We start from the raw sequence: 15283 nt of genomic DNA, 5'->3' as shown, positions 1-15283 counted from the left end.
ATCGGCAGGTGCCGGCTCTTCGTCGAGCACGGGCTCCCTCTGGAAGCATGTATGGCCATACATACTTTTGGCTTTTCACGGAGTGCTCTTGAGATGAACGAGGCCGACGGAGATCCCCATGCAGGTCCTTGTCCACCAGCTCGCAAGGCTTCTGTCGGTCCATCTGGGCGTGGTCGCAGATCACGTCAGGACCCGCTGATCACAAGGCCATCCAGACATCGAACCCTCGCGTTCGCGCAGCACTGATCGACCAACAGGCAGGCTCGGCGTCCTTGTGCCCGAACTCCAGATCCTCGGTGCATGTGGTGACCCACGATCGGGGTCCACGATGACGATACCCCCTGCGGAAAGTATGTATGGCCATACATATGTCATGGTGCGCAGGGTGGTCGCTCGTGGACAGCGCCACCAGACCCGTCGGTCGCACACGCTGACGCCGTCGAGAACCAGCACGGCTGAAGGACTCAGTGATCGTGCCGAGTGACCGACCCCACATTCCAAAAGAATGCATGGCCATACATATATCGCCAGGCTCGCGCACCGGTCGTCCAGTCCCTTCCCGCTCAGCCCCGAACTTCGCCCCTCCAACCACCATCAACGCGGATATGGATACATCGATGGAAGTGGCGATCATCGGGGCTGGGGCGATGGGCAGCGGGATCGCCCAGGTGGCGGCCCGGGCCGGTCATCAGGTGCGGCTCCTGGATGCCCGACCGGGTGCGGCACAGGGCGCCGTGGATGCCTTGCGCACAACGCTCTCCGCGTTGGCCACGAAGGGAAGGTTGACGCCCTCCGACGCTGCGGAGACCGGCGACCGCTTGCAGGCCGTAGGCTCCATGGCCGATCTCACCAACGCAGGACTGGTGATCGAGGCCATCGTCGAGGACCTGTCGGTCAAGCGCGGCCTCTTCGCGGAGCTGGAGACCGTGGTCCGGCGCGACTGCGTGCTGGCCACCAACACCAGCAGCCTGAGCGTGACGGCCATCGCAGGCGCCTGTGTCCATCCTGAACGCGTGATCGGCCTGCACTTCTTCAACCCCGCGCCGCTGATGCCGTTGGTGGAAGTGGTGCCCGGCCTGGTCACCGCGGATGGGCTGGCCGAACAGGCCTGCCAACGCATGAGCCACTGGGGCAAGACCCCGGTCATCTGCAAAGACACCCCCGGATTCATTGTCAACCGGGTGGCCCGCCCCTACTATGGCGAAGCGCTGCGCATCCTGGAGGAAGGACTGGCCGACGTGGCCACCATCGACCATGCCATGCGCGCGGTGGGCGGCTTCCGCATGGGACCGTTCGAGCTCATGGACCTCATTGGCAACGATGTCAATTTCGCCGTCACGCGCAGTGTGTTCGAGGCCTTTTTCTTCGACCCGCGCTACCGCCCGAGCCTTACCCAGCAGCGCCAGGTGGAGAGCGGTCGGCTGGGCAGGAAGTCCGGGCGGGGGTTCTATGACCACACCGGCACCGCCGCCCCACCCACGCCCAAGGATGATCCGGAGCTGCTGAACGCCATCTGCTGGCGGATCGTGGTGATGCTGATCAACGAGGCTGCTGACGCGCTTTACCTGGGGATCGCCGACCGTGATGCCCTGGAACTGGCCATGACCAAAGGGGTCAACTATCCGAAAGGCTTGCTGCGGTGGGCGGATGAGGTGGGCCTTGACCACTGCCTGTCCACCTTGGAACATCTTCAGGCCGAATACGGGGAGGACCGCTATCGACCGTCTCCGCTTTTGCGCAGGATGGTGCGCGAGCAGCGGAACTTCCACGGTTGATCCGACAAGCGATCGTCGATAAATTAGTTTCCATGGAACAGATCTTCGTCTACCTTTGCCGCCCCAAACACCAAAGACCTACCCGATGAAACTCCACTTGTTCACCGCCGCCTCTCTGGTGGCTCTCACGCTCGCCTCTTGCGGTGGTGGCAGCACCAATGAAAGCACCACTGCCGCTGACAGCACGGCATCCATGGAGGCCAAGGAGATGGGCTATGTCCTGGACCTCGCTGCCAGCAAGCTCACCTGGAAAGGCGTGATGATCGGCGTCAAGTACCACCAAGGCACCATGGCCTTCACCGAAGGCAAGTTCATGGTCAAGGGCGGCCAGCTGATGTCCGGCACCTTTGCCGTGGACATGCGCAGCATGGTGCCCGTGGACACCAACTATAACAAGGATTACACGAAGGAGAAGCTGACCGGACACCTGGCCAGTGCCGACTTCTTCGCCGTGGACAGCTTTCCTGAGGCCCGCTTCGAAGTGGCTTCCGTGAGCGGAAATACCGCCATCGGAAAGCTCACCGTCCGCGGACGCACGAACACCGAGACCGTGACGGACATCGTGATCGCCGAGGAGAACGGAATGGCGAACGCGAGCGGCAAGCTTGTCTTCAACCGTCAGAAGTATGGCGTGTCCTGGGCGAACCCCATGAAGGACATGGTGCTGAGCGATGACATCGAGATCACCGTTTCGCTCGTGGGCAGGGCTGAGTAAGCCTCGCCCGACCGCAATGGAAGGCGACCCGTTGGTCGCCTTCTTTCATTTCAGCCCTTGCCAACAAGGAACTCGTTCAGCGGGCGCATGGCCGTGTAATGCGCCATCACCACGTCGGCCAGATCGGGTGAGGTGACCCTGGACGGCGGAAGTTCCGCGCACCAGTAGAACTGCTTGTTGTAGAGCAGCGGCTCACCTTCCGCCGCCTTCCGCAGCTCCGGTGGCAGCACCTTGTTCCGCTCCCCAAGGATCGTCCCGAACCGGCTTTTGAACGCCTCATCGGTGTACAACGCCCTGAACCGGGCCGGCTTGGCGGCGATCCGTTCACGGATGGCCATCAGTGCCTCCTTCTCAGGCATGTAGCTGCCCCCGTAGATGGCCACCTTCTCAGGGCCCAGTTCCAGATACATCCCGGGCACACCATGGTCCTTCCGGCCGGCGGCGGAAATGATGGCCGAACACGCCAGCTTGTACGGGGCCTTGTCCCTGCTGAACCGCACATCGCGGTTGATCCGGAAGATCGCCTCCTGCGGAGTGATCCGCACGCGCTTGTCCAGAGCGCCCACACGATGGATCAATTCCCCGACGAACGTCGCGAACGGTTCCTTCACGCTTCCCTCATACCGCTTCCGCTGCCCGTCGAACCACTCCTTGTTGTTGTGGGCCGCAAGCTCCTTGAAGAAGCGGTTGAAGTCCGCACCGAACCATGCCATGGCTGCCTATTTTGCGCGGAAGTTAACCCCTCCTCATGTCCACCGCCATCCGCAGGACCCGGGCACCCGAGCTCTTCGCCCCGCTTCATGTCGCGGTGGTGGAGGGCCCCATCGGCAAGGTCTTCCTGGAGAGCGATGGTGCGTTGATCACCCGTGTGTCCTTTGAGGCGCTGACCGGCAACCGGGGCAGGGTGCCCCCCCTCCTCGTGGAGGCGGCCCGGCAGATGGAGCACTACTTCAGCGGAAAGCGCAGGACCTTCGACCTGCCCCTCCAACGGCTCGGCACCCGCTTCCAACGACTGGTCTGGCAAGCCATCGACGAGATCCCCTACGGACGTACGATGACCTACCAGGCCATCGGGGAACGTATCGGCGGCCGCGCGCTCGGCCGCACCGTGGGTCATGCCTGCGGAAGCAATCCGTTGCCCATCCTGGTGCCCTGCCATCGGGTGATCGCCAGCGACGGCCTGCTCACCGGATACGTGGGCGGGCTCTGGCGCAAAAAGTGGCTGCTGGAGCATGAAGGTGCATTGCCCAGGGAGCTCTTCGCCGACCCGCCTCGCTGACCCGCACCGGCCGTTAACGTTTTTTCGCTCCTCGCCTGGAACCGCCTTCGGTGGCCGGATATTTTTGCGCCGCTGCCATGGACATCCGCATCGAAGGCCTCACAAAACGTTACGGCCAGCAGGCCGCCGTGGATGGCATCAGCCTCGTGGTCCGTCCCGGTGAGGTGCTCGGTTTCCTGGGGCCGAACGGCGCCGGGAAGTCCACCACCATGAAGATGATCTGCGGACTGCTCACCCCCGATGCGGGCAGCGTCCATGTCGGGGGCCGCTCGGTGCTCAGCGATCTGCGGACCGTGCGACGGCACATCGGCTACCTGCCGGAGAACAACCCCCTGTACGAGGACATGCCCGTGCTCGACCACCTGCGATTCGCTGCGCGCATCCAAGGCCTGTCCGACGCCCGCATCCGGGAGCGCCTGGCGGAGATGGTCCGCGTCTGCGGCCTTGATGCCGAAAAGCACAAGCGCGTGGGCGAGCTCAGCAAAGGCTACCGACAGCGCGTGGGGCTCGCCCAGGCCATGGTGCACGATCCGGAGGTGCTCATCCTGGACGAACCCACCACCGGCCTCGATCCCAATCAGATCGTGGAGATCCGCGAATTGATCAAGGAGGTGGGCCGGGCCAAGACGGTGATCTTCAGCACGCACATCCTTCCCGAGGTGGAAGCCACCTGTGACCGCATCCTGATCATCAACAAGGGCCGGATCGTGGCGGACGGGACCCCGGGTGAGTTGCGGCGCCAGGCGCAAGGCCGGCCTTTGGTGCGCGTGCGGATCGAGGACGCCCCCACCGGCGCTCCGGCGGAAGCCCTATGCGCCCTGCCGGGCGTGGAACGCCTCGAGGCCACCCCGGACGGGGCCTACCTGCTGCAGGCGGCCGCGGATGCCGACATCGCCCGCCCGGTCTACCGCTTGTGCGTGGACCGGGGGTGGACCCTGACCGAACTGCACTCCCCCGGCTCCCGCCTGGAGGATGTGTTCCGCGACCTTACGCTGAACTGATCGACCGTGGGAACGACCTGGACCATCGCACGACGGGAGCTCGCCTCCTTCTTCGACTCCCTCATGGCCTACATCCTGCTGGTGGTCTTCCTGGGCATCAGCGGCTTCTTCACCTGGTGGTTCGGTGCCGATGTGTTCATGATGGGCCAGGCCGACCTTGGCAGCTTCTTCAACATCGCCTACTGGACCCTGTTCTTCTTCATCCCCGCCCTCACCATGCGCACGTTGGCCGAGGAACGGCGCACCGGCACCCTCGACCTGCTGCTGACCAAGGCCGTCAGCGACTGGCAGGTGGTGCTGGGCAAGTTCACCGCCTGCCTGCTCCTCATCGCCCTGGCCCTGGCCTGCACCCTGCCCTATTACGTCACCGTGGCCCGCATCGGACCCCTCGACCATGGTGCGGCCCTCTGCGGCTACCTCGCCCTGTTGCTGATGAGCGCCAGCTACATCGGCATCGGGATCTTCGCCAGCTCCACCACGAACAACCAGCTCGTGGCCTTCCTCATCGCCCTGATCGTCGGCGCCTGCTTCCACCTCTTCTTCGGCATCGTGGCCGCAACGCTCACCGGGCCGGTGGGACGTGTGTTCGACTTCCTGGGCATGGGGGTGCACTTCGACTCCATGTCGCGTGGCGTGGTGGACAGCCGTGATGTCCTCTACTTCCTCAGCATCGCCACAGCCGGCCTGGTGGCCGCTGAGCTTCAACTGGCCCGACGGGGCCTACAGCGGTGATGCCATGAGGACCAGGGCCACGATGATCCGCTTCGGGCTGCTCTTCGCCGCCGTGCTCGTGCTGCTCAACCTCGTGGGCTCCCGCTATCACTTCCGCATCGACCTCACCAGCGACCAGCGATACACCCTCAGCAAGGCCACGCGCGACATCCTGCAGAACCTCCCCGAGGCCGCCACCATCACCGGCTACTTCACCGAGGAACTTCCACCGGACCTCGCCGTGGCGCGCGATGAGTTCCGCGACCTGGTGGTGGAGTACGCCGAACGTTCCGGTGGCAACGTGGTGTACGAGATGATCGACCCGGCCTCGGCCGACTCGCTTGAACAACAAGCCCGGGAGAGCGGCATCCGCCCCCTGCTCGTGAACACCCGCGAGAAGGACAAGGCCGAACAGATCAAGGCCTTCATGGGTGCCGTGGTGCGCATGGGCGATCAGCAGTCCGTGATCCCCGTGGTCCAGCCTGGATCGCCCATGGAATGGGAGCTCAGCTCGCGCATCAAGGAGGTGAGCGTGCCGGAGAAACCCGTGGTCGGCATCATGCAGGGCCATGGGGAGCCTTCGGTGAACGCCATGGCCCAGGCCATGCAGGGCCTGAGCATCCTCTACAGTGTGGAGCCGATGACGATCTACGATACCATGCCCATCCACGGTCGGTTCCGCACCATCGCCATCATCGATCCCGCGGACACCATCAGCCCCATGGCGCTGCAACGGATGGAGGAGTTCATGGCCCGCGGAGGCGGTGTGGTCATCGCCTACAGCAACGCCTCCGCCGACCTGCAACGCACACCGCTGGTGGAGCCGCGCCACACCGGCATCGATCCCTGGCTCGCCCGCCACGGTCTGCGCGCCGACCCGGACCTGGTGACCGACGCCCAGTGCGGACAGGTGCAGGTGATGCAACAGCGGGGCTTCTTCAACCTGCAGACCGCCATGGCCTTCCCGTACTTCCCCCGGGTGACCCGCTTCGGCGAACACCCGGTGTCCTCGGGCCTCGAAGCCGTGGTGCTCCCATTCGCACGCGCGTTCACGGCGACCGGCGACAGCACCTACCGCTATTCACCGCTGCTCAGCACCAGCGACCGCACCGGATCGGCGACCCTGCCGCATGAGGTCGACCTCCAACGGCAGTGGTCCGATGCGGACTTCACCCAGCCGCCACGGAACCTCGCCTTCGCCGTGGAAGGCCCCTTCGGCAACGGCCAGGGTGCCAGGCTCGTGGTGATCGGCAATGGCAACTTCGCCGTGGGCGCGGAAGGCGGACAGCTGAACCCGGACAACATCAACCTGCTGGTGAACGCCGTCGACTGGGTGAGCGACCAGACCGGATTGATCGACCTTCGGGGCAAGGGGGTCAGCTACAGACCCCTCGAGGAATTGAGCGATGCCGAGCGGAGCACCCTGAAATGGTCCAACCTTCTGTTCCCCATCGCGCTCGTGATCATCGGTGGCGTGCTGCGCACCCAATGGCGCCGGCGCCAGCGCAAGGCCCGAACCGCACCCGGACATGTGGAGTAACCTCAGCACCCGCGCCCTCCTCATCGCTGCTGGCGTCCTCGCCCTGCTTTTCCTCATCTCCGACCTCTGGAGCCCACGTGCCAAGGACCGCAGTTTCCGCGAGGTGGTGATGACCCTGGACACCGCGGCGGTGACCGGCTTCTCCCTCTTCCCCAGCAGCCTGCGCCCCGCCGAACTGCGCTTCGACCGCAGCCCCGACGGCTGGATGGTGAGCGTGGACGGCATCGCGCACCGTGCCGACGACGAACGCGTGCGTGAGTTCCTCGGCGGACACGCCGTCATGCGCAGCAAACGGCTCACCGGCTTCATGGACCTGGTGAAGGAACGCTACGACCTCACCGACAGCCTGCGGGAGACCGCCGTCTTCCGCCTGGTGGACGGCGGGGACAGGACCGTGCACTATGGGCGCAACACCTTCGCGCCGGGCAAGGTGGGCATGTGGTCCACCATCAACCTGCCCGGAGAGGATGAGGTCTTCTCCGTGGAGGGCACCATGAGCATGCTGGCGGAGCAACCCTTCGCCGAATGGCGCACCAAATGGCTGGTGCGCGGAGACCCCGCGCACATCCAACGCCTGCGGTTCAGCTACTCCATGGACACGGCCTTCGTGGTGGAGCGCGTGGGCGGCACCTGGATGGTGGATGGGGACACGGCGGACCAGAGCAAGGTCGACGGCTACCTCGCCCCCCTCGTCCGTTCGCGCGCCCAGGCCTTCGCGGATACGGTGAACATCGCCGGGCTCAGCCCAGACCACAGCCTGGAGGTGAGCTTCGACGATGGTCGCGCACCCATCACGGTCAACATCTACACTGGTTGGTCGGGGCTGGTGGCCACCACTTCGCTCGATCCGGGATCGAAGATGCGGTTCGACCCCGCGCGCGAACTCGTCCGGATGTTCAAGACCCGGGGGTACTTCCTGCCCTGAGGCCCCATGAACGATGGGCTGTTCATGGCCGGTCGCCATGGACCAACCCAGCTCCGTTCCCTCCCGCCCACCTTTGCGTGGTCCGCGCACCGTGTTCCATGCAGAGGCTCCGCATCCTCCCGCAACCCGACGACAACACCTGTGGGCCCACCGCGCTCCAGGCCGTGTATGCGCACCTGGGCCTGGAGATGCCGTTGGAGCAGGTGATCCGCGAGGTGCATGCCTTGGAGGACGGTGGAACGCTCGCGGTATTCCTCGGGCTTCATGCCCTCAAGCAGGGCTTCCATGCACGGATCCACAGCTATAACCTGCGTGTGTTCGACCCCTCCTGGGAGGGCCTGCCGGGCGAGGTGCTCCGCAGGAAGCTCCTGGCGCAGACCCGCTTCAAGGAGGGCAAGAAGCTAACCGCCGCCTGCCTGGCCTATGCCCGCTTCCTGAAGTTGGGCGGCGAGGTCCGTTTCGACGACCCCACACCCGACCTGCTGCGAAGCTATCTGGACCGTGACCTGCCGATCCTCGCGGGGCTCAGCGCCACCTACCTCTACCGCAGCAAACGCGAACACACGGGCGCCAACGGGCAGAGCCTTTTCGACGACCTTCGGGGCAAACCGATGGGCCATTTCGTCGTGCTCACGTCCATGGAGGGCAGAACCGTGCATGTGGCCGACCCTTACCTGGACAATCCGTACAGCCGGGAGCACCACTACCCGGTGCATGTGGGCCGGCTGATCAACTCCATCATGCTCGGTATCGTCACCTACGATGCCAACATGCTCATCCTGTCCCGCTCCCCGCTCCCGCCTCCGGTGGTGAAGGAGCGCGCGCCCCGGCGACCGAACCCCTCCGTGAGCCCATGAGGAAGATCATCGTGGTGCGCGATCCGCGCGAGTTCCATCTCGGCCTCAAGGACGTAGAGGTGGTGTCCAGCAAGGACTACCTCACCCATCCCGTCTACGCTGCGCTGCGCAACGTGCGCATCTTCAACCTGGCCCGCAGCTACAGCTATCAGAGCCGCGGATACTACGTGAGCCTGCTGGCCGAGGCCCGCGGGCACAAGGTGATCCCCGATGCCAAGAGCATCCTTGACCTGCGTTCGCCGCGCCTGGTGAAGGTGCTCGGCCGCGACCTGCACGGCCTCATCCAGCAGCAGCTGGCGGACAAGAAGAAGGACCAGTTCGATCTGAGCATCTACTTCGGTCGCAACGTCAACCGCAAGTACGACCGCCTGGCGCACGAGCTCTACAAGGTCTTCCGATCGCCGCTCCTGAGGGCCCGCTTCCAGCGCACCAGTGGCGAGTGGGAGCTGCGCACCATCCGCCCGATCCCGTACAACGACATCCCCGAGGACCACCTCCCGTTCCTGCGGCGCTTCGCGGGCGAGTACTTCGCCAAGAAGCGTTACGACCGCGCCCGCGAGGACCACAGCAGCTACGACCTGGCCATCCTGGTGAACCCCGAGGACCAGGCCTCGCCCAGCAACAAGCGGGCGGTGGTGAAGTTCAGACAGGCCGCCGAACGCCTGGGATTCAAGGTGGACATCCTGGGCCCCGACGACATCGACCGGGTGGGCGAATACGATGCGCTCCTCATCCGCGAGAACACCCATGTGGACCACCACACCTACCGCTTCGCCCGCAAGGCTCAGAAGGAGGGCCTCGCCGTGATGGACGCGCCCGACGCGATCCTCAAGTGCAACAACAAGGTCTTCCTCGCCGAGGTGATGGAGGCCCACGATGTGCCCACCCCGCGCACGCTCATCGTCCACGCCGAGAACCGCCAGGAGGTGATCGCACGCTTCGGCCTTCCGGTGGTGCTGAAGCTGCCGGACAGCACGTTCAGCCGGGGCGTCACCAAGGCGCACAGCCCCGAGGAACTGGACCGGAAGTTGGATGAGCTGCTCGGCGAGAGCGACCTGGTGATCGCCCAGGAGTTCATGCCGAGCGACTTCGACTGGCGCGTGGGCGTGCTCGACGGTCGTCCGCTCTACGCGTGCAAGTACTTCATGGCGCGCGGCCACTGGCAGATCTACAATTGGGGCAGCGGCACGAAAAAGGACCAGACCGGCGACTTCGCCACCCTGCCCGTGGACCAGGCCCCGAAGGCCGTTGTCGACGCCGCCGTGAAGGCCGTGCTGGCCGTGGTGGGCGACGAGGGTCTCTTCGGAGTGGACGTGAAGGAGCACGAGGGGCGACCCTATGTGATCGAGGTGAACGAATGCCCGAACATCGACCACGGTGTGGAGGACCTCGTGCTCGGTGACGCCCTCTACGAAGCCATCATCGCATCCCTGAAGCACCGCATCGAACGCAGGATCGGCATCCGACCATCCGCCGCACCGGCCGCGCCGGCACCACGCACATGACCCCTCCCGCACGGAACGCATTCAAGCTCTTCGAGGTCACCGGCATCGAACTGGAGTACATGGTGGTGCAGCGCGGAACCCTCCGCGTGCTGCCCATCGTGGACCTGCTCTTCAAGGATGTAGCAGGCCGCATCACGAGCGATGTGGACCGCGGTGACGTGGAATGGAGCAACGAGCTCGTGAGCCATGTCGTGGAGCTGAAGACCGCCCGCCCCACGCGGCGGATCCCGGCCTTCCGCAGGAAGTTCGCCGCCGAGGTGCGCGCCATCAACGCCGCCCTGGCAGCGCGCGACGCCATGCTCCTGCCCACGGCCGCCCATCCGCTCATGGACCCCTTCACCGAAACGGTGATCTGGCCGCACGAATACAACGAGGTGTACGCCCTGTACAACCGCATCTTCGACTGCCGCGGGCACGGCTGGAGCAACCTGCAGAGCACCCACCTCAACCTGCCCTTCGCCAACGACGAGGAGTTCGGGAAGCTCCACGCCGCCGTGCGCATGGTGCTGCCGATCATCCCCGCGCTCACCGCCAGCTCACCCCTGCTCGACGGCAGGCCCACCGGATTCCTTGACTCGCGCATGGAGGCCTACCTCCATCATCAGGATCGCCTGCCCGCCCTCATGGGCTCCCTGATCCCCGAGCCGGTCTTCACCCAGGAGGACTACTACCGCGAGATCTTCGACCCCATCGGCCGCGCCCTCGCCCCCTTCGACACCGAACAGGTGATGGACCACCACTTCGCCAACTCGCGCGGTGCCATCGCCCGGTTCGACCGCGGTGCCATCGAGCTGCGCGTGATCGACATCCAGGAATGCCCCGGTGCCGACCTGGCCATCGCCGAACTGATCGTGGCCCTCTGTCGCGCCATGACCAGGGGCCGCTGGACCAGCACCTACCTGCAGCGTGCCTGGGGCGAGACCGACCTGCTGCCCATCTTCCTGCAGACCATCAAGGACGCAGGCAAGGCCGTCATCGCCAACAAGGACTACCTGCTCATGTTCGGCGTGATGAAGGAACAACGCATGACGGCCCAACGCCTGTGGGAGCACATCGTGCAGGAGCTGCGCGGCGAATTGAGCGAGGAGGCCGGTGCCGTCATCGATCATGTGCTCGCGAAAGGCTGCCTGGCCCAGCGCATCCTGGCACGCACCGGTCGGAAACCCTCGACGGACAAGATCCGCCAGGTCTATACCGAGCTCGCGGCCTGCCTGCAGGAGGACCGGCTCTTCGCATGACCCGCCTTTTACTCACCTGCGAGCACGGCGGTCACGAGGTGCCCACCGAGGTGCGCGCGCTCTTCACCGGCGCGGAGGATGTGCTGCACTCCCACCGTGGCTGGGACCCGGGGGCCCTGCATCTGTTCGAGGCCCTTCGCCCCTTCGCCCACCTCGCCCTGGCCGGGACCACCTCCCGGCTGGTGGTGGAGCTGAACCGCTCGCTCGACAGCCCGGCCTTGTTCTCCGCGTTCACCCGCGACCTGCCGCAGGCCCAGCGCAGCCACATGATCGACGAGCACTACACCCCGCTCCGAACGACGGCCGCGGATGCCGTGGCGACCTGGCGCGCTCAGCAGCAGACCGTCCTGCACCTCAGCGTGCACAGCTTCACGCCGGTGCTGGACGGCGAAACGCGTGCGATGGACATCGGTCTGCTCTACGATCCGTCAAGGTCCTGGGAGCGGGTGCTTGCCGCAACGTGGGAGCAGCTGTTGCGCACCGCGGCGCCGGACCTCCGGATCCGCCATAACGAACCCTACCTCGGTACCGACGACGGGCACACCACCGCCCTCCGCACCGCACAACCATCGGGATATGCCGGCATTGAACTGGAAGTGAACCAGCGCTTCGCGACGGATGGTGGTCGGAGACTCGACGCCAGGGTGACGGCGGCCGTCGTGGCCAGCTTCACCGCCCTCCTGGCCCACCCGGCCGCCAACCCATGAACGCGGACGCCCCGGAGGTAGCTCCGGGGCGTCCGTGCTGTCCGTCGGGCCGTTCAGCGCACCACCTGGAACCGCTCCTCGCCTCGCGCCCGCTCGGTGATCACCTGCAGCACGTAGCTGCCCGGCGCCAGGTCCGCGATGTTCAGGAGCACCCGCTCGCGCAGCGCGGCACCGCTCACCTTCTGCCGCACCACCACCCGGCCTGAGGCGTCGAGCACCAACAGGTCCGCCGAGCGCGCATCGCCCCAGGCCCCGCGCACCTGAAGCTGATCCTGGGCCGGTTTCGGGAACACCAGCAGCTCCACGCTGGGCGTCTCTTCGATGCCGATGCCGGCGGCCAGGTCCCACAGTTGGATGTCGTCCACCGCGGCCTCCACCAGGCTCCCACCGTCCAGGTTCTGCCCGGGACGGATGCTGTCCGAGGCGTTGTACTTGATGTACACCGTGGCGTTCGGGGTCACGTGGTCGCCCACCCGGAAGGCCACCCGGCGCCAGCTGCGATCGCTCGTCTTCGTGTTCTCCACCGGCACCCAGTTCGTGCCATCATTGCTCAACCACACCTGCCACCAGTCCGCACCGGGGTTGGCGCCGCTCGGAGGATCGTTCACGTACCACCGCCAGTAGGAGATGGCCGGCTCCTGCATGTTCGACATGTCGAGCGCGGCGCTCCGCAGGGTGGTGGTGCCACCGTCCACATCGTTCTCGCCCAACGGAGCGAGCTCGGTCGACGCGTTGCCGGTCACATAACAGATCTCGCCATTGGGCGTATGCTGTTCGCCCGGCTGCACCACCGTGCTGGGGTCGCCCGGAGTGGCATAGCTGCCCACGGGCATGTTGAACTCCCACTCCCCGGTGGTGGCGTTGTCCGTGGGCAGACCGATGTCCCAGTTGCCGAGCTGGGTGTTGTTGTCCGCATCATCCGTGGCCACCAGACCGAAGCCCACCATGATGTAGTAGGGCACGTTCGGATCCGGCTCGGCCGCACCGATGGGCACCACGGCACTGAGCTGCTGGAAGCTGTCCTCCACACCCATGTAGTAGGCGATCACCGTGCCCGCCGGCTGGGGTGGAATGGTCGCATGGTAGTCGTTGCTTCCGAGATCCACCATCGGCAGGATGTTCCAGACGGTCTCGTCGTTCAGCCTGTAGAACAGCTTCACCTCCGAAAGGAAGGGCAGGAAGTCGAAGTCGAGGATCAGCTGCGCATCCAGTTCGATCCCCTGGGCCTCGGCCGCCGTCTCCAGGTTGCTGTGCAGCAAGGTGGCGTTGCTCAGCAGGGTGATCCCGTGCAGGGCGAAGGCCTCCACGATGGCCCCTGCGCTCGGGGTCCCGTTGGTGATGTCCCCGTCGTTGTCGTCCGCCTGGAGCACATCGAGCAGTACATCGCGGAAGGCCTGCCCTTCATTCCCGTTCACCGTGTTCGCCTGCAGACCGGGGAACGCCTCCACGAACAGCGTGAGCATCGCGTTCATGTCACTGCCCAGGAGCAGGTACGTGTCCCACCAGGCTCCAGCGATGATCTCGCCGTCCGCATGCACCTGGCCCACCAGGTCCACCGGATACACCTTCCGGTTCTCATCGTAGCGGCGGATGTAGTCGTCGGGATCGCTCAACGAGCTGCCCTCGGCCAGCACCGGGTCCTCGGTGATCGACAGGGCCCATACATCGGCGTAGCCCTCGTTCATGGCCCCGTTGGTGAACTGGCTCAGCAGCTCGCCATAGAACTTGTCGTTGATGCCGTGGCCGTACTCATGGTACACCACCTCGGCGATCTGCGCATAGCTCTGGCAATCGTTACCCTCCTGGTAGAAGTTTATCGAGCCCCCATCGTAGAAGGCGTTGCAGTTGCCCGCCACATCCACGTTCGTGGCGAAGGGGACGTCCAGCGAGGTGAAATTGGGCAGCCAGTCCTTCATGTGGTCGTGCACCACGTTCACATGGTAGTAGGCGCTCCGTTCACGGAGATTGGCGTCCGCATTGAAGCTCACCGCGTTCGGGCCCTCCTGCAGGATGGTCTGGAAGCTCGGCGTGCTTCCTCCAGTTTTCACGTTGCACCACCGGCCGTCCAGGAAGAAGGTCGCGTTCACCGGTCCGCCCACTCCGGTGTTCAGGTAGCCCTGGTCATCCAGGTACTGGCTCAACCCGTTCACGACCACGCGCAGATCGGGAAGCAGCTCGGTGGTGGCTGGCACGAAGGGGTTCACGGTGTGGGCCGTGGCGGTGGCGGCGATCTCGGCTCCGGCGGATGCCGGCGGCGCATGGTGCACCACCAGGTCCTGGCGGTAGAGCAGCTCCCCCGAATGCGCGTCCACCCAGCACGACCACCGGCCGGGAATGCCCTGCTCCATGGTGTGGATGACGACCTCATGCACCAGCCGGTGCTCCACGGTGCGATGCCCGGGGACCGGCAGGATGCGCAGTCCGTTGACCTCGGAGCCCGTGATGCCGGTGAGCCCGCTGGAGGCGTTCACCACGGCGGCGGCGGCGCCGATGCCGGGCTGCATCTCCACCTGGATGCCCGGATAGAGGTCGGTGCCGAACGCGATCACCCGCCCCTGTCCATCCAGCTTCACCATCGCCTGCCCGAACACCACGGGCAGGCCTTCGTGCGTCTGGGTGAAGTGCACGAAGGTGTGCTTCGCGGTGGGGTATACGGAGCGCACGCTCACCTCCCCGAGCGGAAGGCCGAAACCCGCGAGTTGGTGCTGCAGGAAGTCCCACGCCTTCGCCACGGGATCGGCACCCACCGTTCCAATGGGTTCTCCGAAGGCCCGATGCGGCAGCCCGCTGGCCTCGTTGAACTCCGTCCACCACGTGCCATGCCCGGCCACGAAGGCCCGCCACTGCGGTCGTGCGCGCAGCTCGGCCTGCCAGGCAAGGTCCGGTGTGCGTTTCGGATCGCGGATGAAGGTCACGTTCCGTTCATCGCGGCCGCCATCCACGGCCATCACATTGAGGATGCCGGTGAGCAGACCGGCGCTGAGAAGGGTTCGACGCATGGCGCAACAGGTTGGGGGATCGAAGTTCGGT

Annotated in this window: 13 protein-coding genes; 11 read left to right on the top strand and 2 right to left on the bottom strand. The window is 65.4% G+C overall.

The genetic code is table 11. From position 1 onward, the window contains the following. Window positions 1-617: 617 nt before the first annotated feature. A complete protein-coding gene (locus tag IPM49_01520) occupies window positions 618-1775 on the top strand; it encodes a 3-hydroxybutyryl-CoA dehydrogenase (protein ID MBK9273203.1) in 1158 nt (385 codons plus the stop codon). Window positions 1776-1860: 85 nt separating this feature from the next. After that, complete coding sequence (locus IPM49_01515; GenBank protein ID MBK9273202.1) at window positions 1861-2490, top strand: YceI family protein; 630 nt, start codon at window positions 1861-1863, stop codon at window positions 2488-2490. Between the two features lie 50 nt (window positions 2491-2540). Here the strand turns inward: IPM49_01515 and IPM49_01510 are convergent, their stop codons facing one another. Beyond that, window positions 2541-3203: a DUF2461 domain-containing protein gene (locus IPM49_01510; protein MBK9273201.1), complete on the bottom strand. Its 663-nt coding sequence runs from the start codon at window positions 3201-3203 to the stop codon at window positions 2541-2543. 35 nt (window positions 3204-3238) lie between these two features. Between IPM49_01510 and IPM49_01505 the strand changes: the two genes are divergently transcribed. The 9 genes from IPM49_01505 to IPM49_01465 all read left to right on the top strand — a co-directional run bounded on the left by IPM49_01505 (window position 3239) and on the right by IPM49_01465 (window position 12253). Beyond that, the gene (locus tag IPM49_01505) at window positions 3239-3769 is read left to right on the top strand and encodes a methylated-DNA--[protein]-cysteine S-methyltransferase (protein ID MBK9273200.1); all 531 of its coding nucleotides are present in this window, start codon (window positions 3239-3241) and stop codon (window positions 3767-3769) included. A 77-nt stretch (window positions 3770-3846) separates the two neighbouring features. Beyond that, window positions 3847-4770 (top strand): ATP-binding cassette domain-containing protein, encoded by a 924-nt coding sequence (locus IPM49_01500; GenBank protein ID MBK9273199.1) that lies wholly within the window; start codon window positions 3847-3849, stop codon window positions 4768-4770. Between the two features lie 63 nt (window positions 4771-4833). Continuing rightward, complete coding sequence (locus IPM49_01495; protein MBK9273198.1) at window positions 4834-5502, top strand: ABC transporter permease subunit; 669 nt, start codon at window positions 4834-4836, stop codon at window positions 5500-5502. Window positions 5503-5506: 4 nt separating this feature from the next. Continuing rightward, window positions 5507-7021 (top strand): Gldg family protein, encoded by a 1515-nt coding sequence (locus IPM49_01490; protein ID MBK9273197.1) that lies wholly within the window; start codon window positions 5507-5509, stop codon window positions 7019-7021. Further along, a complete protein-coding gene (locus tag IPM49_01485; protein MBK9273196.1) occupies window positions 7011-7946 on the top strand; it encodes a hypothetical protein in 936 nt (311 codons plus the stop codon). Before IPM49_01490 ends, IPM49_01485 begins: the two co-directional genes overlap by 11 nt. A gap of 98 nt (window positions 7947-8044) precedes the next feature. Then, window positions 8045-8803 (top strand): hypothetical protein, encoded by a 759-nt coding sequence (locus IPM49_01480; protein MBK9273195.1) that lies wholly within the window; start codon window positions 8045-8047, stop codon window positions 8801-8803. Next, window positions 8800-10308 (top strand): RimK family protein, encoded by a 1509-nt coding sequence (locus IPM49_01475; protein ID MBK9273194.1) that lies wholly within the window; start codon window positions 8800-8802, stop codon window positions 10306-10308. The genes IPM49_01480 and IPM49_01475 overlap by 4 nt, the downstream gene beginning before the upstream one ends. Then, window positions 10305-11546, top strand: coding sequence for a glutamate--cysteine ligase (locus IPM49_01470; GenBank protein ID MBK9273193.1), 1242 nt, complete (start codon window positions 10305-10307; stop codon window positions 11544-11546). The genes IPM49_01475 and IPM49_01470 overlap by 4 nt, the downstream gene beginning before the upstream one ends. After that, window positions 11543-12253 (top strand): N-formylglutamate amidohydrolase, encoded by a 711-nt coding sequence (locus IPM49_01465; protein ID MBK9273192.1) that lies wholly within the window; start codon window positions 11543-11545, stop codon window positions 12251-12253. The genes IPM49_01470 and IPM49_01465 overlap by 4 nt, the downstream gene beginning before the upstream one ends. A gap of 53 nt (window positions 12254-12306) precedes the next feature. On the opposite strand, the gene IPM49_01460 is transcribed toward IPM49_01465, so the two are convergent. Continuing rightward, entirely contained in the window at window positions 12307-15252 is a 2946-nt protein-coding gene (locus IPM49_01460) for a hypothetical protein (GenBank protein ID MBK9273191.1), read from the bottom strand. Between the last annotated feature and the right edge of the window lie 31 nt (window positions 15253-15283).

The sequence above is a fragment of the Flavobacteriales bacterium genome (genome assembly GCA_016715895.1).
GTDB lineage: Bacteria > Bacteroidota > Bacteroidia > Flavobacteriales_F > PHOS-HE28 > PHOS-HE28.
This window is presented reverse-complemented; position numbering and strand designations above follow the sequence as displayed.